Genomic DNA, 18,723 nt, shown 5'->3' with positions numbered 1-18,723 from the left:
GACCCCCTCCGGACCCCCTCCGGACCCACGCCTGGTGGGACCCAGAGCCGGACCGATCCCCCGCATACGGGAGAATCGAGCCACTTGGACATCACCACGCGGAGGAACCGTGCCCGGATTCGTAGAAAAGCCCGAACCCATCCAGGTGCCGGGCCTGGTGCATCTGCACACCGGCAAGGTGCGTGATCTGTACCAGAACGAGGCCGGCGACCTCGTGATGGTCGCCAGCGACCGTATGTCCGCCTACGACTGGGTGCTGCCGACCGAGATCCCGGACAAGGGCCGCGCCCTCACCCAGCTCTCGCTGTGGTGGTTCGACCAGATCGCCGACCTGGTCCCGCACCACGTCCTGAGCACCGACCTCCCCGAGGGCGCCCCCGCCGACTGGGAGGGCCGCACCCTGGTCTGCAAGTCCCTGCGGATGGTGCCGGTGGAGTGCGTGGCGCGCGGCTACCTCACGGGCTCGGGCCTCGCCGAGTACAAGGAGACCCGCACGGTCTGCGGCCTCGCCCTGCCCGAAGGTCTCGTCGACGGCTCGGAACTCCCCGCTCCGATCTTCACCCCCGCCACCAAGGCCGCGGTCGGCGACCACGACGAGAACGTCTCGTACGAGGAGGTCGCCCGCCAGGTCGGCGCCGACACCGCCGCCCAGTTGCGCCAGACGACCCTCGCCGTCTACGACCGTACCCGCGACATCGCCCGCGCCCGCGGCATCATCCTCGCGGACACGAAGTTCGAGTTCGGCTTCGAGGAGGACACCCTGGTCATCGCCGACGAGGTCCTCACCCCCGACTCCTCCCGCTTCTGGCCCTCCGACCAGTGGCAGCCGGGCCGCTCCCAGGCGTCCTTCGACAAGCAGTTCGTACGGGACTGGCTCACCTCCCCGGCCTCCGGCTGGGACCGCACGGGCGAGCAGCCCCCGCCGCCGCTGCCCGAGGAGATCGTCGCCGCGACCCGCGCGAAGTACGTGGAGGCGTACGAACGCCTGACGGGCACGAGCTGGAGCTGACCGCACCACCAAGGACCGTACGACGAAGGCCCCGGTCGAGGTGACCGGGGCCTTCGAGGACCGAGCGGACGACGAGGCTCGAACTCGCGACCTCAACCTTGGCAAGGTTGCGCTCTACCAACTGAGCTACGTCCGCACTGCGCCGTGGCGCGAGAGCAACTATACCCAACCCCGCTCACGTGCGAGACGTACCGCGGCATGACGGTTCTCGGCACCGAGCTTGATGGCGGCCGACGACAGATAGTTCCGTACGGTCCCCGGTGACAGCGCGGCCCGCTCGGCGATCTCCGTGACGGGCGCCCCGTCGGCGGCCAGCTCCAGCACCTCGGCCTCCCGCTCGGTCAGCGGTGAGTCGCCGGCGGAGATCGCGTCGGCGGCCAACTCGGGGTCGACGTAACGGTTCCCGGCGTGCACCGTGCGGATGATCTCGGCGAGCTGCCGGGCGCTGACGGTCTTGGGCACGAACCCGCGCACTCCCGCCGCGAGAGCTCGCTTCAGATGTCCCGGCCTGCCGTGACTGGTCACGATCAGCACCCGGCAGCCGGGCAGTTCGGCACGCAGGGATGTGGCGACCTTCACACCGTCCGCGCCGGGCATCTGGAGGTCCAGCACGGCCACGTCGGGCTCGTGCGCCCGCGCCATGGCCAGCGCCTCGGGGCCGGACGCGGCCTCGGCGACGATCACGAGGTCGTCCTCCAGGGCGAGCAGTGCCGCCAGGGCGCCCCGGATCAGATGCTCGTCGTCGGCGAGCAACAGCCGCACCGTCACGCCGTGACCTCGCTCACGGGAACTTCGCTCACGGCCAACGGCACCTCGGCCACCACCCGGAACACGCCCTTGCGCACCCGGCCGGCCTCCAGCGTCCCGTCGACCGCGGCGAGCCGCTCCCGCAGACCGGCCAGGCCCGAGCCACGGCCCCCCGGCGGGACGTCGGACGCCCCGTCGTTCTCCACGGTCAGCACCACGCGCCCCTCCAGCACCTGTATCCCCACCTCACACCGTCCGGCATTCCCGTGCCGCAGTACGTTCGTGGCCGTCTCCCGGACGACCCACCCCAGCGCCGACTGCACCTCGCCGGGCAGTCCGGCCGTCTCCCCGCGCACCTCGCACGCGATTCCGGCCGCGGTCAACACCCCTTGCGCACCGGTGAGTTCGATCCCCAGGTCGATCTCCCGGTACCCGCGTACGACGTCCCGCACCTCGCGCTGCGACTCCTGCGCGACCCGCTGCACCTCGATCATCTGGTCCACGGCCTCGGGACGCTCCCGGCGTGCCAGCTGCACGGCCAGCTCGCTCTTGAGGGCGATCACGGCCATGTTCCGGCCGATCACGTCGTGCAGGTCGCGCCCGAAGCGCAGCCTCTCCTCGGCGACGGCGAGCCGGGCGCGGGTCTCGCGGGCCTCGTCGAGTTCGTAGACGGCGTTGAGGAGCCAGACGGAGAACACGGAGGTGAGGGCGACGGCCCCGGCGCCCAGCAGCACCGCGAGCGATGCGGACAGCGCGGCGGCGACAGGGGCGCCCAGCAGGAGCGACACGGCTCCCGCGCCCGCCGCGAATCCGCCGACGATCGCGAGCACCCGCCGCCGCTTGCGGACGCCGAGCGCGATGATGCCGCTGCCGTAGGTCAGCACGCCGCCAAAGACACCGCCGGCCGCGATGCCGACGTCGTTGTCGGCCGGGCCGTGGTCCACTATGACGAGCGCGGTGATCGCGATGACCGAGGTGACGGCACCGAGCCCGCACAGCAGTCGTACGGGCTGCGGGCGGCTGCCGCGCACCCAGTCCAGGGACCGCGCCGCGGTCACCACGCAGACCGCGGCATGCACGCACACCATCAGGAACAGCCAGCTCGCGAGCCGCGGCTCCACCTGGCCGAAGACCGTGACCCCGATCACGCCCACCTCGGTGGCCGTGATGAGGTGGAACGACCACCGCGTGTACGTCTCCACCTTCGCCGGTGTGCTCTTCCGCCGCCACCACCTGCCCGGCCCGCGCATCTCCCCGCTCTCCCCCTGTGTCAGCGCCGAGGCTCCCAACGGAACCACCGCCGTACAGCAAACACCGCGACCACGGTCCAGGCCAGCGCGGTGGCGATGGCCCCCAGGGTGTCGTACGCGGACAGCTCCCCGGTCCAGCCGCCCCGCAGCAGGGTGACCACCGGTGTCAGCGGCAGCAGTTCGCACAGCGAGGCCAGCCGGTTGGGCATGACCTCCAGCGGGACGATCGTGCCCGACCCGAGCATCGAGATCAGCAGCAGCGGCATGGCGGCGACCTGGGCGCCCTCCACGCTCCTGCTGAAGCTCGACACGACGGCCGCGAGCGCCGGCCACATGACGAGCCCCAACACCATCCCCAGCAGGGCGAGATGAGGTGCCTGGGGCGCACCGACGTCCAGCAGCGCGGTACAGGCGACGGCCAGGAGCACGCACTGGACGAGACCGATCACCACCGACGGCAGCGCGGCCCCGGCGAGGATCTCCACGTCCCGCAGCTCTCCGGTGCGCAGCCGCTTGAGCACGAGCTCCTCGCGCCGGGCCGCGTACACGCTCACCAGGGAGCTGTAGACGGCGAAGAGCAGCGAGAACCCGATGGCGGACGGCAACAGGACGGAGCCCACCGAGAGTCCGGTGCCTTTCAGGTCCATCTCGTCGACGGCCGACCGCAGGCTGACCGGCATCACCAACGGCACGAACAGCGCCGCGAACAGGGTCGCCTTCGAACGGCCCAGCAGGGTCAACTCCGCCCGCGCCAGGGCCGTGATGCGCCCGACGGGCGTGGTCGTGGCCGTCGTACTCGCCGAAGCCTCCGCCCGCACGCTTGTCGCCGCGCTCATACCGCAGCCCCCTTCCGGGTCCTAGCCGTCGTCTCCACAGTCCCCGCACTGCCCGCACTCTCCGAGGCATCTGATCGGCCGGATGCCTCACGCGCGATCTGCAGGAACGCCTCCTCCAGGGACGCCGACCGGATGTCGAGGCCGCCCAGCTCGACGCGGGCGCGCTCGGCCCACAGCAGGAGCCGGGTGGCGGTGCGTTGGAGTTCGTTCGTACGGAGCCGGACCGTGCGGCCCGCCGTCTCGTGGTCGGTCACGCCCAGTTCGGCCAGTGGGGGAAGGTCGCCCAGGAAGTAGCCGTCGGGCAGGTCGAAGGCGATGCGGGACGGCTGGGACGCGGTGACCTCGGCCGGTGTGCCGGTCGCCGCGATACGCCCCTCGTGGAGGATCGCCAGACGCTCGGCCAGGCCCTCCGCCTCCTCCAGGTAGTGGGTGGTGAGCAGGACCGTCGTCCCCCCGTCACGAAGCTCCCGCACCAACTCCCAGGTGGCCCGGCGTCCTTCGGCGTCGAGTCCGGTCGTCGGCTCGTCGAGGAAGAGGACCTCGGGGCGGCCGAGGAGCGCCAGCGCCAGGTCGAGGCGCCGCTTCTCACCCCCGGACAACTGCTTCACGCGCACCCCGGCCCGGCGCGCGAGTCCGACCATCTCCAGGGCCTCCTCAGTGGACCGCGCCCCGCTCGTGCAGCCCGCCCACATCCGTACCGTCTCCGCGACGGTCAGCTCGGAGGGGAAGCCGCCCTCCTGCAACATCACGCCGATGCGCGGCCGGACGGCCGGCCGTTCCTCGTACGGATCGTGCCCGAGGACCCGCACCCGCCCGGCGGACGGTGGTGCCAGTCCCTCCAACAGCTCGACCGTCGACGTCTTGCCCGCGCCGTTCGTGCCCAGGAGTGCGAAGAGTTCGCCCCGGCCCACGGAGAACGTGATCCCCCGCACGGCCTCGAAACCGCCCCCGTACACGCGCCGCAGGTCAGTGACCTCAATCACGTCCTCGTGCCCGTTCGTTTTCATGCCTCCAGCGTGCCCGGTGCTCGATGCCGACAGCCGTGCGACGTGTCATCACTCCCCATGACAAATGTCAGTCGCGAACCGCGAGCGAGAGCAGGCAAGCAGAGCACGCAGAAGCCAGCGGGAGCGCACACGAAAAAGCCCCGGTCGAATGACCGGGGCTCTGACGTGAACTTTTCCTGGAGCGGACGACGAGGCTCGAACTCGCGACCTCAACCTTGGCAAGGTTGCGCTCTACCAACTGAGCTACGTCCGCATTGCATCCGACCGGCTCTCACCGATCGGCGCGAGCACCAGCCTACCTGATCGACAAGAGTGATCGGACCGGCGATGCAGAGCGGGTGACAGGAATTGCACACTGCGCCTTCCCCCTGGAAGGGGGATGTTCTACTACTGAACTACACCCGCGTGACTCCGTGAGCTGGGCCTTTCGGCCTTGCCCCTCGGCGTGCTCCAGACTCTAGCTGATCAGCAGGGGTGCTGCGCAAGTCGGTTGCCCGCAGGGGCGGATGACCGACTCGCGCAGCACTCGCCTCAGTGCGCCGCCGCGAACGCCTCGTAGACCTTCTTGGGGATCCTCCCCCGCGCGGGGACGTCCATCTTGTGGGACTGGGCCCACGCGCGGACCGCGGACGGGTCCGGGGCCACGTCGGTCTGCTTGTACGTCTTGCCGGACCTCGCCCGCTTGCGGCCGGCCTCCACGTAGGGGGCCAGGGCCTTGCGCAGTTGCTTGGCATTGGCTTGGTTGAGGTCGATCTCGTACGACTTGCCGTCGAGTCCGAAGGCGATCGTTTCCGCCGCTTCCGAGCCGTCGATGTCGTCGAAGAGAGTGACTACGACACGCTGCGCCACGAATATCGGTCCCTTCGTGCGACACCTCGTTGACGTGATCACCTCGATGACGTGCTGGTACGTCACGGAGGTGTCGGACGAGATGTCGACTGTCCGGCAGTAATTGGGCTTTTGGGCAAAGTATCGGCTATTGCCAATTCCTTTGTACAGGGCCCAGCATTGCAATGTGAAGCCCGACTAAAACTGTCCGCGTGTCCCCTGTGCAATAGGTAACCCGGATCTTTCCCAGAAATTTCCACCAAGTCGGCCGCCTGATACCGGATCGTGACGGTGCTCACGTAGTTTCCTACGAATCTACCCGCGTAGAAATTCTGTGCGGGTAGTCTGAAGGAACCTGCTCAGCACCACACACCGGGAGTGCCAGTGGCACGCGTCGTAGTCGACGTCATGCTCAAGCCGGAGATCCTCGACCCCCAGGGCCAGGCGGTGCAGCGCGCGCTGCCGCGCCTCGGTTTCGAGGGCGTCTCCGACGTACGTCAGGGAAAGCGTTTCGAACTGGAAGTGGACGGACCGGTGGACGACTCCGCCCTCGCCCGCATCCATGAACTGGCGGAATCCTTCCTCGCCAACACCGTGATCGAGGACTTCACCGTCAAGGTGGAGGAAGTGAAGGCGGAGGCAGGAAAGTGACCGCACGTATTGGTGTCGTCACTTTCCCGGGGAGCCTCGACGACCGGGACACGCAGCGTGCGATCAGGCTCGCCGGTGCCGAGCCGGTCGCTCTCTGGCACAAGGACAAGGATCTGAAGCAGGTCGACGCGGTGGTCCTGCCCGGCGGATTCTCGTACGGCGACTATCTGCGCGCCGGAGCGATCTCCCGCTTCTCGCCGGTGATGGAGACGGTCATCGAGCAGGCGAAGGCCGGCCTCCCGGTCCTCGGCATCTGCAACGGCTTCCAGGTCCTCACCGAGGCGCACCTGCTGCCCGGCGGAATGCTCGGCAACGACCACCTGCACTTCATCTGCCGCGACCAGAAGCTGCGGGTGGAGAACGCCACGACCTCCTGGACCAGCGACTACGAGTCCGGCCAGGAGATCCACATCCCGCTCAAGAACATGGACGGGCGGTACGTCGCCGACGAGTACACGCTCGACAAGCTGGAGGCGGAGGGCCGGGTCGCGTTCCGCTACCTGGACTTCAACCCGAACGGCAGCCTCCGGGACATCGCGGGCATCACCAACGAGGCGGGCAACGTCGTCGGCCTGATGCCGCACCCCGAGCACGCCGTCGAGCCGCTGATCGGTACGGGCCGTACCGACGGCCTCCCGTTCTTCACCTCGATCCTCAAGAAGCTGGTCAACGCATGAGCCGGACGCCTCTGGACACGGTCGAGCACGCGGCCGCGACCCCCGACGTCGAGCTGCCCTGGGCCGAACTCGGCCTGAAGAAGGACGAGTACGAGCGGGTCGTGGAGATCCTCGGCCGCCGGCCCACCGGTGCCGAGCTCGCCATGTACTCGGTCATGTGGTCCGAGCACTGCTCGTACAAGTCCTCCAAGGTCCACCTCCGCCAGTTCGGCGAGAAGGCCCCCGAGTCCGACGCCCTGCTCGTCGGCATCGGTGAGAACGCCGGCGTCGTGGACGTCGGCCACGGCTACGCGGTCACCTTCAAGGTCGAGTCGCACAACCACCCCTCGTACGTCGAGCCCTACCAGGGCGCGGCCACGGGCGTCGGCGGCATCGTGCGCGACATCATCGCGATGGGCGCGCGCCCGGTGGCGGTCGTCGACCCGCTGCGCTTCGGCGCGGCCGACCACCCCGACACCAAGCGGGTGCTCCCCGGTGTCGTCGCCGGCATCGGCGGCTACGGTAACTGCCTGGGCCTGCCCAACATCGGCGGCGAGGTCGTCTTCGACTCCTGCTACCAGGGCAACCCGCTGGTCAACGCCGGTGCCATCGGCGTGATGCGGCACGAGGACATCCACCTCGCGAAGGCGTCCGGCGCGGGCAACAAGGTCATCCTGTACGGGGCCCGCACGGGCGGTGACGGCATCGGTGGTGCCTCGATCCTGGCGAGTGAGACCTTCGACGACGCCAAGCCGTCGAAGCGCCCCGCCGTCCAGGTCGGCGACCCCTTCCAGGAGAAGCTCCTCATCGAGTGCACCCTGGAGGCGTTCCAGGAGAAGCTGGTCGTCGGCATCCAGGACCTGGGCGCGGCGGGCCTGTCCTGCGCCACGTCCGAGCTGGCCTCGAACGGCTCCGGCGGCATGCGCGTCACCCTCGACGACGTACCGCTCCGCGACTCCACGCTCTCGCCCGAGGAGATCCTCATGAGCGAGTCGCAGGAACGCATGTGCGCGGTCGTCGAGCCGGAGAAGGTCGACCGCTTCCTGGAGATCTGCGACAAGTGGGACGTCATCGCCACCGTCATCGGTGAGGTGACCGATGGCGACCGCCTGGAGATCTACTGGCACGGCGGCAAGATCGTCGACGTCGACCCGCGCACGGTCGCGCACGACGGCCCGGTCTACGAGCGCCCGTACGCCCGCCCGTCCTGGCAGGACGAGCTCCAGGCCGACGACGCGAACAAGCTGCCCCGGCCTTCTTCGGCTGACGAGCTGAAGGACCAGGTCCTGAAGCTGGTGGCGTCCCCCAACCAGGCATCCAAGTCCTGGATCACCTCCCAGTACGACCACTTCGTGCAGGGCAACACGGTCCTCGCCCAGCCCGAGGACTCCGGGATGATCCGCGTCGACGAGGAGTCCGGCCTCGGTGTCGCCATCGCGACCGACGGCAATGGCCGGTACGCGAAGCTCGACCCGTACGCGGGCGCGCAGCTCGCGCTGGCGGAGGCGTACCGCAACGTCGCCACGACCGGTGCCAAGCCGCTCGCCGTCTCCGACTGCCTGAACTTCGGCTCGCCCGAGGACCCGGCGGTGATGTGGCAGTTCGCGGAGGCCGTCCGCGGCCTGGCCGACGCCTGCCAGCAGCTGGGCACCCCGGTGACCGGCGGCAACGTCTCGCTCTACAACCAGACGGGCGAGGTCGCCATCCACCCGACGCCGGTCGTGGCCGTCCTGGGGGTCATCGACGACGTGGCCCGCCGTACGCCGGTCGCCTTCCAGGAGGAGGGGCAGCTGCTCTACCTCCTCGGCGACACCCGTGAGGAGTTCGGCGGTTCGGCCTGGTCGCAGGTCGTCCACGACCACCTCGGCGGCCTGCCCCCGCAGGTGGACCTGGAGCGTGAGCGGCTGCTCGCCGAGATCCTGATCTCCGCCTCCCGCGACGGCATGATCGACTCCGCGCACGACCTGTCCGACGGCGGTCTGATCCAGGCCGTGGTCGAGTCGGCCCTGCTCGGCGGCAAGGGCGCGCGGCTGGTCGTACCGGACGGGCTCGACGCCTTCACCTTCCTCCTCTCCGAGTCGGCGGGGCGCGCGGTCGTCGCTGTACCGCGCTCCGAGGAGGTCCGGTTCAACGACATGTGCGGTGCGCGCGGCCTGCCCGTCACCCGCGTCGGTGTCGTCGACGGAGACTCCGTCGAGGTCCAGGGCGAGTTCACCCTCACCCTGGAGGAGCTGCGAAAGGCCCACGAGGAGACCATCCCGGCGCTGCTCGCCTGAGTTCCGTACTCCGAAGCCCCCGTCCGGTCCGCCGGGTGGGGGCTTCTCGGTGCTTCAGGCGTGGTCAGTCAGCGGACGTAGGTCTTGAGGATCTCCGTGTCCAGCTCGAAACCGACCGGGTCGGGGACGAGCACCCTCTCGCCGAACTTGGTGGTGTGCATGTCCCGGTAGCCGCCGACCAGCCGGTCCGGGGTGCTGTGCACGGTGACGGTGCACGCGTCACGGTCGATCAGGAGGTACAGGGGGATACCGGCCTGCCCGTATGCGGCGGGCTTCTCGTGCCGGTCCCGTCGGTCGGTGTCCGAGTCGTACGAGGTGACCTCGACGACCATGAGCACACCGTCGGGGTCGGCCCACTCGCCGTGCCCCGCGAAGTGGGCCTCGGGAGCGATCACAGCATCCGGCTTCGCCCTGCCCTCTCTATACACCTCCACCCGGAGCCCTTGCCCGTGATACAGGTCCAGGTCGGGCCTGGCCTGCATACACCGCCGCGCCAGCCAGCTCACGATGGTGTTGTGGTCTCCGTCCGCCACCTTCTTGACCCCGATCCGTCCGTTGATGAACTCCAACGTGACGGTCTCGGGACTGGCGGAGGCGATCGCTTCGAACTCCTCCACCGACATCTGAGACGTGCGCTCGGCCATAACCGTCATGTTGCACCCCTTTCCAGGTGAGGGCCAGCGTTGTCCGGGCCCGGCCATGCGGTGCGGTTTTCGCTGCCGATCACGCGCACGGGTGATTGCCCCGGGCCTTCTGAACCGTCCGCGAGCTCCACTTGCACGTGATTACGTAGTTACGTAATATCGAGCCATGGAACTCGAACAACGCGTCGCCGACCTCGAACGACGGCTGGCGGCGCTGGAGAACGCTCAGCACACCGCCCCCAGCCCGGGTGAGGGCGACTTCTGGGCCCTGGAGGGGCTCAAGGAACAGCTGGTGGCGCTCAAGGCGGCCGACGGAGGAGTGCTGTTCACCGGCGCCGTACGGGTGCCGACCGGGGAGTACTACGAGTGGCAGCACGGCGCGCTGACCGACGGCCTGCTCGACCTCGACTGGACCGAGTCCGCCGAGTCGTTCGCGGCGCTCGGCCACGCCGTCAGGCTGCGACTGCTCCGCGAGGTCATCGGCGGCCGGCGCACCGCGGCCGAACTCGCCGAGCTGGACGAGATCGGCACGACCGGCCAGATCTACCACCACCTGCGCCAGCTGACCGGCGCGGGCTGGCTCCACACCACCGGCCGGGGCCGCTACGAGGTGCCGCCGGGCCGGGTCGTACCGCTGCTGGTGGCGCTGTCGGCCGCCCGTCCATAACACCGACACACCGACACACCGACACACCGACTGAACTGGGGGAACGATGTCCGGACGCAAGCTCGCCAAGATTGCCTACCGCCTTCTGCAGCTGACGTTCGTCGGCCTGGTGATCGCCCACGTCCTCCTGGACCTGGGATATCCGTGGTGGTGGAACTTCCTGCCGATCGTCCTGTCCTACGTGATCCTCGTCGTGGCCCACAGGTGGGGCGGCGCCCCGGACAGCCCCCGCGCGGCCCGGGAGCCGGTCGAGGTCGAGCCGCCCGTCACCGGCCGCTGGTCCGCGCTCAACAGCCCGGCCGACCGCACTCCGAGCCACGGCACGCACGCCTACGGCCAGACCTACGCCATCGACGTCGTCGCCGAGCCCGAGCCGGGCGCCCGCCCGGCCTTCCGCTGGCTGTGGCCGCTCGCCCGCCGCGCCGGCGCCTTCCCCGCGTACGGCGCCCCGCTGTTCGCCGCGGCCGAGGGCACCGTCGTACGGGCCGTCGACAGTCAGCGCGACCACCTCAGCCGCACGTCGCTGCTCGCGCTGCTGTACCTGATGATCGTGGAGGCGTCCGTGCGGGACCTGGCCGGAGTCAAGCGGGTCGTCGGCAACCACGTCGTCCTCGACCTCGGCGACGGCACCCACGCGCTCCACGCCCACCTGCGGCGCGGCTCGCTCACCGTCCGCGAGGGAGACCGGGTGACCGCCGGGCAGCTGATCGCCCAGTGCGGCAACTCGGGCAACACCACCGAGCCCCACCTCCACTTCCAGCTGATGGACGGCCCCGACCCGGACAGCGCCCGCGGCATCCCCTTCACCTGGCGCGGCCTCGGCGTCCCCCACAACCGCGAGACCTTCGAGGCGCCCACGACGACAGCGCAGCCCACATAGGCTGGCGCCCATGCCCCCGGCCAGGAAACGCCCCCGCACCTACGACCCCGCCAAGATCCGCACGGCGGTGCTCGCCCAGTTCGGGAACGTACGGGACGCCGTACGCACCCTCACTCCCGAGCACCTCGCCCTCCCCACCCGCCTGGAGGGCTGGACCGTAAGGGACCTGGCGGCGCACGTGACCATGGCCGTGGAGACCGTCAGCCGTAACCTCGACCGGGACGAGCCGGCGAAGGCGGAACTCACCCTCCTGGACTGGCCCTTCGCCACCGCCGCCCGCGCGGCCGACATCGACGAGGGCACTAAGGAGCTGGCGAAGGCCAACCCGGACCTCGACGCCCTCGACACTCTCTACGCCGGTACCGAACAGCGGATCACGGACGCCCTCGCGCACGCCCCCGGCACCCGTCTCCTCGCCACCCGCACCGGCGCGATGACCCTCGCCGACTACCTGGTCACCCGCACCGTCGAACTCGTCGTCCACACCGACGACCTGAACGCGGCCGTGCCGGGCCTGGACGTCCCGTACGACCGTCAGGCCCTCGCCGCCTGCACCCGGCTGCTCGCCGACGCGCTCGCCGCGAAGGCGCCCGGCGGTTCGACCGAGGTGCGCGTGCCGCCGTACGCCGTCGTGCAGTGCGTCGAGGGTCCGCGGCACACGCGCGGCACCCCGCCCAACGTGGTCGAGACCGACCCGCTGACCTGGATCCGGCTCGCGACGGGACGCGAGGAGTGGCAGGCCGCCGTGCGGGAGGCGCGCGTCAGCGCGAGCGGCGAGCGCGCCGATCTCGGCGATCTGCTGCCCCTCATGCGCTGAGACTCGCTTCTGTTGGCTGAGACCCGACTTCGAAAATGACGGGAACCGCTCAACGACCCCACCCGTCCCAGCGGCATGAAGAAGCGCGGCATGAACAAGCAGCGACTGGCCCTCACCGCCCTGACCCTGGTTCCGCTCGTCGTGGCCTGCGGCAGCGAGTCGGGCAGCGGCTCCGTCGGTTCGGGCTCGGGCTCCTCGGCCTCCGTCACCGGCGTCCGCTGGACCGTCGACAGCCTCACCGTCGACGGGAAGACCGAGGAGGCCCCCGACAGCGCCTACGTGAAGATCGCCGAGGACGGCAAGGTCAACGGCAACTACGGCTGCAACGGCTTCGGCACGACCGCGACCGTCGAGGACGGCAGCATCAAGTTCGGCACCGCCCGCTCCACCGAGATGGCCTGCGCGGGAGCCCCGATGGACTTCGAGAAGTCCCTTCGCAGCGCACTCTCCGGCGGGCAGCTGAAGACCGAGACGAGTGACGGCAAGCTCACGCTCACCTCCGACTCCGGGGCGAAGGTCGTCCTCAGCGAGGAGAAGCCCGCCCAGCTGTACGGCACGACGTGGAAGGTCACCTCGCTCGTCAACGACGGCACGGCCGTGTCGCTGGCGTCCGAGTCGAAGGACAAGGCCTGGTTCACCCTCGACGAGAAGAAGGGCACGCTCGCCGGCAGCCTCGGCTGCAACCGGGTCTCGGCGGACGCGACCGTACGCGACGGCTCGCTCACCCTCGGCACTCCGGGCACCACCCGCAGGATGTGCGACGGCTCACTCATGGACACCGAGAAGACGCTTCTGAAACTCTTCGACAGCAAGGTCAAATACGAGATCGATCATCGAACCATCACGTTGACCAGCGAAAACGGCGAAGGCATCAGCGCGGTCGCCAGTAAGTGACGTACGCGGGTCAGGGTTCCCTTACCGGCATGATCCGAGATCACCGGATTCGGACCAGTGCGCGATCTCGCCTACACTCGGTGCCGTGCCACGTGGTGACGGTCGACTCAATCACGATCTGCTCCCCGGTGAGAAGGGCCCCCAGGACGCGTGTGGCGTCTTCGGTGTCTGGGCTCCGGGCGAAGAGGTCGCAAAGCTCACGTACTTCGGGCTCTACGCCCTCCAGCATCGGGGCCAGGAATCCGCGGGAATCGCGGTCAGCAACGGCCGCCAGATCCTCGTCTTCAAGGACATGGGCCTCGTCTCGCAGGTCTTCGACGAGACCTCCCTCGGCGCGCTCCAGGGTCATATCGCGGTCGGTCACGCCCGCTACTCGACCACTGGCGCCTCCGTGTGGGAGAACGCCCAGCCGACGTTCCGGGCCACCGCGCACGGCTCCATCGCGCTCGGCCACAACGGCAACCTGGTCAACACGGCGCAGCTCGCCGAGATGGTCGCCGACCTGCCCAAGAAGGAAGGCCGCACCACGCGCGTGGCGGCCACCAACGACACCGACCTCCTCACCGCACTCCTCGCGGCCCAGGTCGACGACGACGGCAAGCCGCTGACCGTCGAAGAGGCCGCCCCGGTGGTCCTTCCGCAGGTCAAGGGCGCCTTCTCGCTCGTCTTCATGGATGAGCACACCCTCTACGCGGCCCGTGACCCGCAGGGCATCCGCCCGCTGGTCCTCGGCCGGCTGGAGCGCGGCTGGGTGGTCGCCTCCGAGTCCGCCGCCCTCGACATCTGCGGCGCCAGCTACGTCCGCGAGATCGAGCCGGGCGAGTTCGTCGCCATCGACGAGAACGGTCTGCGCACCTCGCGATTCGCGGAAGCGAAGCCCAAGGGCTGCGTCTTCGAGTACGTCTATCTGGCCCGCCCGGACACCGACATCGCCGGCCGGAACGTGTACCTGAGCCGCGTCGAGATGGGCCGCAAGCTCGCCAAGGAGGCCCCCGCCGAGGCCGACCTGGTGATAGCGACCCCGGAGTCCGGCACCCCGGCCGCGATCGGTTACGCGGAGGCCTCCGGCATCCCCTTCGGCGCGGGTCTTGTGAAGAACGCGTACGTGGGTCGTACCTTCATCCAGCCCTCCCAGACGATCCGCCAGCTCGGCATCCGTCTGAAGCTGAACCCGCTCAAGGAAGTCATCAAGGGCAAGCGTCTGGTTGTGGTCGACGACTCGATCGTGCGCGGCAACACCCAGCGGGCCCTGGTCCGCATGCTCCGCGAGGCCGGCGCCGCCGAGGTCCACATCCGGATCTCGTCCCCGCCCGTGAAGTGGCCCTGCTTCTTCGGCATCGACTTCGCGACCCGCGCCGAGCTCATCGCCAACGGCATGACGATCGACGAGATCGGCACCTCGCTGGGCGCCGATTCACTGGCGTACATCTCCATCGACGGCATGATCGAGGCGACCACCATCGCCAAGCCGAACCTGTGCCGCGCCTGCTTCGACGGCGAGTACCCGATGGATCTCCCGGACCCCGAGCTGCTCGGCAAGCAGCTCCTGGAGACCGAGCTGGCCGCCGGGCCCGCCGCCACGGCCGCCGCCGACGCGATCCGTCGCCCGTAAGAGCCCGTGATCCCTGCCGTACGACACGAAAGTGCCCTTTGCCATGTCTGAGACCGGTGCCAGTTACGCAGCCGCGGGCGTCGACATCGAGGCGGGCGACCGCGCCGTCGAGCTGATGAAGGAGTGGGTGAAGAAGACCCGCCGCCCCGAGGTCCTCGGTGGCCTCGGCGGCTTCGCCGGGCTCTTCGACGCCTCCGCCCTCAAGAACTACGAGCGCCCGCTGCTCGCCTCCGCCACGGACGGCGTCGGCACGAAGGTCGACATCGCCCGGCAGCTCGGCGTGTACGACACGATCGGCCACGACCTGGTCGCCATGGTCATGGACGACATCGTGGTGTGCGGTGCCGAGCCGCTGTTCATGACCGACTACATCTGCGTCGGCAAGGTCCACCCCGAGCGGGTGGCGGCCATCGTCAAGGGCATCGCCGAGGGCTGTGTCCTGGCCGGCTGCGCCCTGGTGGGCGGCGAGACGGCCGAGCACCCCGGCCTGCTGGGCCCGGACGACTTCGACGTCGCCGGCGCCGGTACGGGCGTCGTGGAGGCCGACCAGGTACTGGGCGCGGATCGTATCCGTAAGGGTGACGCGGTCGTCGCGATGGCGTCCTCCGGGCTTCACTCCAACGGGTACTCGCTGGTCCGGCACGTGCTGCTGAACCAGGCGGGCCTGTCCCTGGACGCGCGGATCGACGAACTCGGCCGCACGCTCGGCGAGGAGCTGCTGGAGCCGACCAAGATCTACTCGCTGGACTGCCTGGCACTGATCCGCGCCGCCGAGACGCACGCCTTCAGCCACGTCACCGGCGGCGGACTCGCGGCCAACCTCGCCCGCGTCATCCCCGACGGACTGCACGCGATCGTCGACCGCTCCACCTGGACCCCGGCCCCGGTGTTCGACCTCGTCGGCCGCACCGGAGACGTCGAGCGGCTGGAGCTGGAGAAGACCCTGAACATGGGCGTCGGCATGATCGCGATCGTGCCCGAGGGATCGGCGGACGTCGCGCTGGCGACCCTCGCCGACCGTGGGGTCGACGCGTGGATCGCGGGTGAGATCACCGACCGCGGTGAGCACACGACGGGCGCGGCTCTGATCGGTGACTACGCCGGCTGACCTGCGGAACGGCGGCGTAAGACGCGACGGCAGCGCAAAACCCGGTCCGGCGGCGGCATACCGCTTCGGACCGGGTCAAGCACCGTCAATTGTGAAGTCAAGCGCCGCGGCGCTGCGACGCGGGACCGGACTCGTCGTCCTCGTCGTCCTCGTCGTCGTTGTACAGATCCGCGTACTGGGCGTACGGGTCATCGTCTTCGTCGTCGTCTTCGAACGGCTCGCCATTCGGCGGCTGGCTCGAAGTCGATGCGCCCAGCTCGTTGGCCAGACGCGACAGGTCAGTCCCGCCGCTGTTGTACTTCAGCTGGCGGGCGACCTTCGTCTGCTTGGCCTTGGCCCGGCCGCGCCCCATGGCTCGACCCCCTCGGTGACGGGGCTCGACGGCCCCAGAGTCTTGACGCGTTCATGATCCAGAACGGGCTCTCCGTGGAGAGACCGCCCCTAGGGCTTCCACGGTACCTGAGCCCACGCCCATACGGTACGTCGCCCGCACTGCGCGCGTGTGCGCAGGGCCTGCGAGGTGCCCCGTCCTCGCTGGTCAGTGGCGATTTTAACCACTTCTTGGCAGGCGACCCGCCGACGAACGTGAGAGTTCTCTCGAAGTGCCCCCCGGCAGGTACCGGCCGAACCCGTGGGGCGCCCTCGCGGGCGCCCCACGGAATCTCAGGCTCCGCGTGCCGGCGACGCGTCGTGCATCCGCTGTTCGGCGATCCGGTCGGCCGCGGCGGCCGGTGGAATACCGTCCTGATTCGCACGTGCGAAGATTTCGAGCGTGGTGTCGTAGATCTTCGCTGCCTTCCCCTTGCACCGCTCGAAGTCGAACCCGTGCAGTTCGTCGGCCACCTGGATGACCCCGCCGGCGTTCACCACGTAGTCCGGCGCGTAGAGGATCCCGCGGTCGGCGAGGTCCTTCTCGACACCGGGGTGCGCGAGCTGGTTGTTCGCGGCGCCGCAGACCACCTTGGCGGTGAGAACGGGCACGGTGTCGTCGCTCAGGGCGCCGCCCAGCGCGCAGGGGGCGTAGATGTCGAGGCCCTCGACCCGGATCAGCGCGTCCGTGTCGGCGACCGCCCGGACGGAGGGGTGGCGCCCGGTGATCCGGCGCACGGCCTCCTCGCGCACGTCGGTGATCACGACCTCCGCGCCCTCGCTCAGCAGGTGCTCCACCAGGTGGTGCCCGACCTTGCCCACGCCCGCGATGCCGACCGTACGGCCGCGCAGCGCGGGGTCGCCCCACAGGTGGTGGGCACTGGCCCGCATGCCCTGGTAGACACCGAAGGCGGTCAGCACGGACGAGTCGCCGGCGCCGCCCTTCTCGGGGGAGCGGCCGGTCGTCCAGCGGCACTCCTGGGCGACGACGTCCATGTCGGCGACGTACGTCCCGACGTCGCAGGCCGTCACGTACCGCCCGCCGAGCGAGGCCACGAACCGCCCGTAGGCCAGCAGTAGCTCTGTTCTCTCAGGGGGCCCGATCCTCTCGGGGTCACCGATGATCACGGCCTTGCCGCCGCCGTGGTCGAGACCGGCCATGGCGTTCTTGTACGACATCCCGCGCGCGAGGTTCAGCGCGTCGGCGACGGCCTCCGCCTCGTTCGCGTAGGGGTAGAAGCGCGTACCGCCGAGCGCGGGGCCCAGGGCGGTGGAGTGGATGGCGATGACGGCCTTGAGGCCGCTCGCACGGTCCTGGCAGAGCACGACTTGCTCATGGCCCCCCTGGTCCGAGTGGAACAGGGTGCGCAGTACATCAGCAGCCGCGCCGGTTACGTCGGTCACGGTGGTGACTCCAGTGGTAAGTAGCGGCGGGTGGGGTGCGGGTTCCCGTACGGGTGGCGGGCCCGTGGCATGAGCGTAGGGCTTGTCCCCGTCCGTGATCCGCGGCGTGCACAGCAGTGTTCAGGATCACCCTCCCGGGGAGTACGTCCGCACCCGCGCGTGGGACGATTCGCAGTGTCTCCCCGCCCGCTCGAGTACGGGACGAGGCTGGGTTTCGTGTCGGGTCCCGTGGGGAGGGAGCAGGCGTGCCCAAGGTGTCCTCGGTGATCGTTCCGTACGCGGCCTACCTCCGCGTGTACGAACCGCTGGCCGCCTTCCCCGAGCCCGAGCGCACCCACTGGGCGCGCTACGCACAGCGCCAGGACCGCCCCTCCTACCAGGACGAACTGCGCCGCTCGCTGACCGATCTGCTGCCCACCCCGCCGATCCCGGTGCCGGTGCACGAGAGCGGCGACGCGTTCGTGCTGGACGTCGAGGGCGTGCTCTGCGTCTGCCCCTGGCGCACCCGGCTGCGCGGCTGGCAGGCGCTCGGGGACCTGGCCGAGGAACTGCCCGCGCCCGTCCTGGACGCCGTGCTGCCGCCGGTCGTGCGCCGCCAGGCCGCCCAGGACTACGAGCGCTGGCTGACCCGCAACCCCGACGCCCGCCCGTGGATCCGCACCTCGACCTGGCACGTGCCGCTGAACTGGTTCGTGCTGGTGGGCGACGAGGAGCGGCGCTACGACAAGGGGGCGGACGCGGTTCCGCCGGCGCTGCGGTACCGGACCCCGATGGTGCAGGCGCGCCGGCGGGTGGCCCGGGGCCTGAAGGCGATGCGGGACATGATCGAAGAGGGGCCGCTGATCGACGGTCTGGTGGACGTGGGGCGCTGGCTGGAGGATTTCCACCCGCGCTCGCTGGTCGAACTGGACTATGGGGGCCTGGTGCACGTCCTGCCCGCCGACCAGCTCGACGGGGACCACTCGGCGGCGGACGTCGCCGAGGGCATCGAGGCGCTGCGCACCGGGGACGAGGGGGCCGCCGGGGAGGCGTACGGGCGTCTGGTGGAGCGCTGGCGGGCCGTACGGG

At 69.8% G+C, this 18,723-nt stretch carries 19 protein-coding genes and 3 tRNA genes; 11 read left to right on the top strand and 11 right to left on the bottom strand.

Going from position 1 to position 18,723, the window contains the following annotated elements; translation table 11 throughout:
- Positions 1-109 precede the first annotated feature (109 nt).
- Positions 110-1,009 (top strand): phosphoribosylaminoimidazolesuccinocarboxamide synthase, encoded by a 900-nt coding sequence (locus tag FNH08_RS21675; RefSeq protein WP_322725048.1) that lies wholly within the window; start codon positions 110-112, stop codon positions 1,007-1,009.
- 63 nt (positions 1,010-1,072) lie between these two features.
- Here the strand turns inward: FNH08_RS21675 and FNH08_RS21670 are convergent.
- The 8 genes from FNH08_RS21670 to FNH08_RS21635 form a co-directional block, all read right to left on the bottom strand.
- Positions 1,073-1,145 (bottom strand) — tRNA-Gly (locus FNH08_RS21670).
- A 23-nt stretch (positions 1,146-1,168) separates the two neighbouring features.
- Positions 1,169-1,777 carry a response regulator transcription factor gene (locus FNH08_RS21665; RefSeq protein WP_322725047.1) on the bottom strand — a complete coding sequence of 203 codons (609 nt, stop codon included), beginning with the start codon at positions 1,775-1,777 and terminating at the stop codon, positions 1,169-1,171.
- Positions 1,774-3,006, bottom strand: coding sequence for a sensor histidine kinase (locus tag FNH08_RS21660; protein WP_152773147.1), 1,233 nt, complete (start codon positions 3,004-3,006; stop codon positions 1,774-1,776). The genes FNH08_RS21665 and FNH08_RS21660 overlap by 4 nt, the downstream gene beginning before the upstream one ends.
- A 20-nt stretch (positions 3,007-3,026) precedes the next feature.
- Complete coding sequence (locus FNH08_RS21655; RefSeq protein ID WP_152773146.1) at positions 3,027-3,842, bottom strand: ABC transporter permease; 816 nt, start codon at positions 3,840-3,842, stop codon at positions 3,027-3,029.
- The gene (locus FNH08_RS21650; protein ID WP_152773145.1) at positions 3,839-4,849 is read right to left on the bottom strand and encodes an ABC transporter ATP-binding protein; all 1,011 of its coding nucleotides are present in this window, start codon (positions 4,847-4,849) and stop codon (positions 3,839-3,841) included. Before FNH08_RS21650 ends, FNH08_RS21655 begins: the two co-directional genes overlap by 4 nt.
- Positions 4,850-5,026: 177 nt before the next feature.
- Positions 5,027-5,102 (bottom strand) — tRNA-Gly (locus tag FNH08_RS21645).
- A gap of 80 nt (positions 5,103-5,182) precedes the next feature.
- Positions 5,183-5,254: transfer RNA gene (locus FNH08_RS21640), tRNA-Gly, on the bottom strand.
- 126 nt (positions 5,255-5,380) lie between these two features.
- The gene (locus FNH08_RS21635; RefSeq protein ID WP_322725046.1) at positions 5,381-5,698 is read right to left on the bottom strand and encodes a histone-like nucleoid-structuring protein Lsr2; all 318 of its coding nucleotides are present in this window, start codon (positions 5,696-5,698) and stop codon (positions 5,381-5,383) included.
- Positions 5,699-6,061: 363 nt separating this feature from the next.
- Between FNH08_RS21635 and purS the strand changes: the two genes are divergently transcribed.
- The 3 genes from purS to purL are packed head-to-tail and all read left to right on the top strand — an operon-like array spanning position 6,062 to position 9,260.
- Positions 6,062-6,328 carry a phosphoribosylformylglycinamidine synthase subunit PurS gene (gene purS, locus FNH08_RS21630; protein WP_322725044.1) on the top strand — a complete coding sequence of 89 codons (267 nt, stop codon included), beginning with the start codon at positions 6,062-6,064 and terminating at the stop codon, positions 6,326-6,328.
- On the top strand, positions 6,325-7,005 hold the full coding sequence (purQ, locus tag FNH08_RS21625) for a phosphoribosylformylglycinamidine synthase subunit PurQ (RefSeq protein ID WP_322725043.1): 681 nt from the start codon (positions 6,325-6,327) through the stop codon (positions 7,003-7,005). Before purS ends, purQ begins: the two co-directional genes overlap by 4 nt.
- Positions 7,002-9,260, top strand: coding sequence for a phosphoribosylformylglycinamidine synthase subunit PurL (gene purL / locus FNH08_RS21620; RefSeq protein ID WP_152773144.1), 2,259 nt, complete (start codon positions 7,002-7,004; stop codon positions 9,258-9,260). The genes purQ and purL overlap by 4 nt, the downstream gene beginning before the upstream one ends.
- 68 nt (positions 9,261-9,328) lie before the next feature.
- On the opposite strand, the gene FNH08_RS21615 is transcribed toward purL, so the two are convergent.
- Positions 9,329-9,913: a Uma2 family endonuclease gene (locus tag FNH08_RS21615; RefSeq protein ID WP_152773143.1), complete on the bottom strand. Its 585-nt coding sequence runs from the start codon at positions 9,911-9,913 to the stop codon at positions 9,329-9,331.
- A gap of 157 nt (positions 9,914-10,070) precedes the next feature.
- On the opposite strand from FNH08_RS21615, the gene FNH08_RS21610 reads away from it, so the two are divergent.
- The 6 genes from FNH08_RS21610 (at position 10,071) to purM (ending at position 15,882) form a co-directional block, all read left to right on the top strand.
- Entirely contained in the window at positions 10,071-10,571 is a 501-nt protein-coding gene (locus tag FNH08_RS21610) for an ArsR/SmtB family transcription factor (protein ID WP_152773142.1), read from the top strand.
- Between the two features lie 46 nt (positions 10,572-10,617).
- Positions 10,618-11,451, top strand: a complete 834-nt coding sequence (locus FNH08_RS21605; RefSeq protein WP_152773141.1) for a murein hydrolase activator EnvC family protein — start codon at positions 10,618-10,620, stop codon at positions 11,449-11,451.
- Positions 11,452-11,461: 10 nt separating this feature from the next.
- The gene (locus tag FNH08_RS21600) at positions 11,462-12,268 is read left to right on the top strand and encodes a maleylpyruvate isomerase family mycothiol-dependent enzyme (protein WP_152773140.1); all 807 of its coding nucleotides are present in this window, start codon (positions 11,462-11,464) and stop codon (positions 12,266-12,268) included.
- Positions 12,269-12,358: 90 nt separating this feature from the next.
- Positions 12,359-13,162, top strand: coding sequence for an META domain-containing protein (locus tag FNH08_RS21595; RefSeq protein WP_152773139.1), 804 nt, complete (start codon positions 12,359-12,361; stop codon positions 13,160-13,162).
- Between the two features lie 85 nt (positions 13,163-13,247).
- A complete protein-coding gene (gene purF, locus FNH08_RS21590) occupies positions 13,248-14,774 on the top strand; it encodes an amidophosphoribosyltransferase (RefSeq protein WP_322725041.1) in 1,527 nt (508 codons plus the stop codon).
- A gap of 43 nt (positions 14,775-14,817) precedes the next feature.
- The gene (gene purM / locus FNH08_RS21585) at positions 14,818-15,882 is read left to right on the top strand and encodes a phosphoribosylformylglycinamidine cyclo-ligase (protein ID WP_152773138.1); all 1,065 of its coding nucleotides are present in this window, start codon (positions 14,818-14,820) and stop codon (positions 15,880-15,882) included.
- A gap of 97 nt (positions 15,883-15,979) precedes the next feature.
- Here the strand turns inward: purM and FNH08_RS21580 are convergent, their stop codons facing one another.
- Both FNH08_RS21580 and FNH08_RS21575 read right to left on the bottom strand, forming a co-directional pair.
- Positions 15,980-16,234: a DUF3073 domain-containing protein gene (locus tag FNH08_RS21580; RefSeq protein ID WP_152773137.1), complete on the bottom strand. Its 255-nt coding sequence runs from the start codon at positions 16,232-16,234 to the stop codon at positions 15,980-15,982.
- 311 nt (positions 16,235-16,545) lie between these two features.
- Positions 16,546-17,655 carry a Leu/Phe/Val dehydrogenase gene (locus tag FNH08_RS21575; RefSeq protein ID WP_322725040.1) on the bottom strand — a complete coding sequence of 370 codons (1,110 nt, stop codon included), beginning with the start codon at positions 17,653-17,655 and terminating at the stop codon, positions 16,546-16,548.
- 245 nt (positions 17,656-17,900) lie between these two features.
- Between FNH08_RS21575 and FNH08_RS21570 the strand changes: the two genes are divergently transcribed.
- Positions 17,901-18,723 (top strand): hypothetical protein (locus tag FNH08_RS21570; protein ID WP_322725039.1); only part of this gene is annotated, 823 nt, incomplete at its 3' end.

Source organism: Streptomyces spongiae (assembly GCF_009377185.1).
Lineage (GTDB): Bacteria > Actinomycetota > Actinomycetes > Streptomycetales > Streptomycetaceae > Streptomyces > Streptomyces spongiae.
This window is presented reverse-complemented; position numbering and strand designations above follow the sequence as displayed.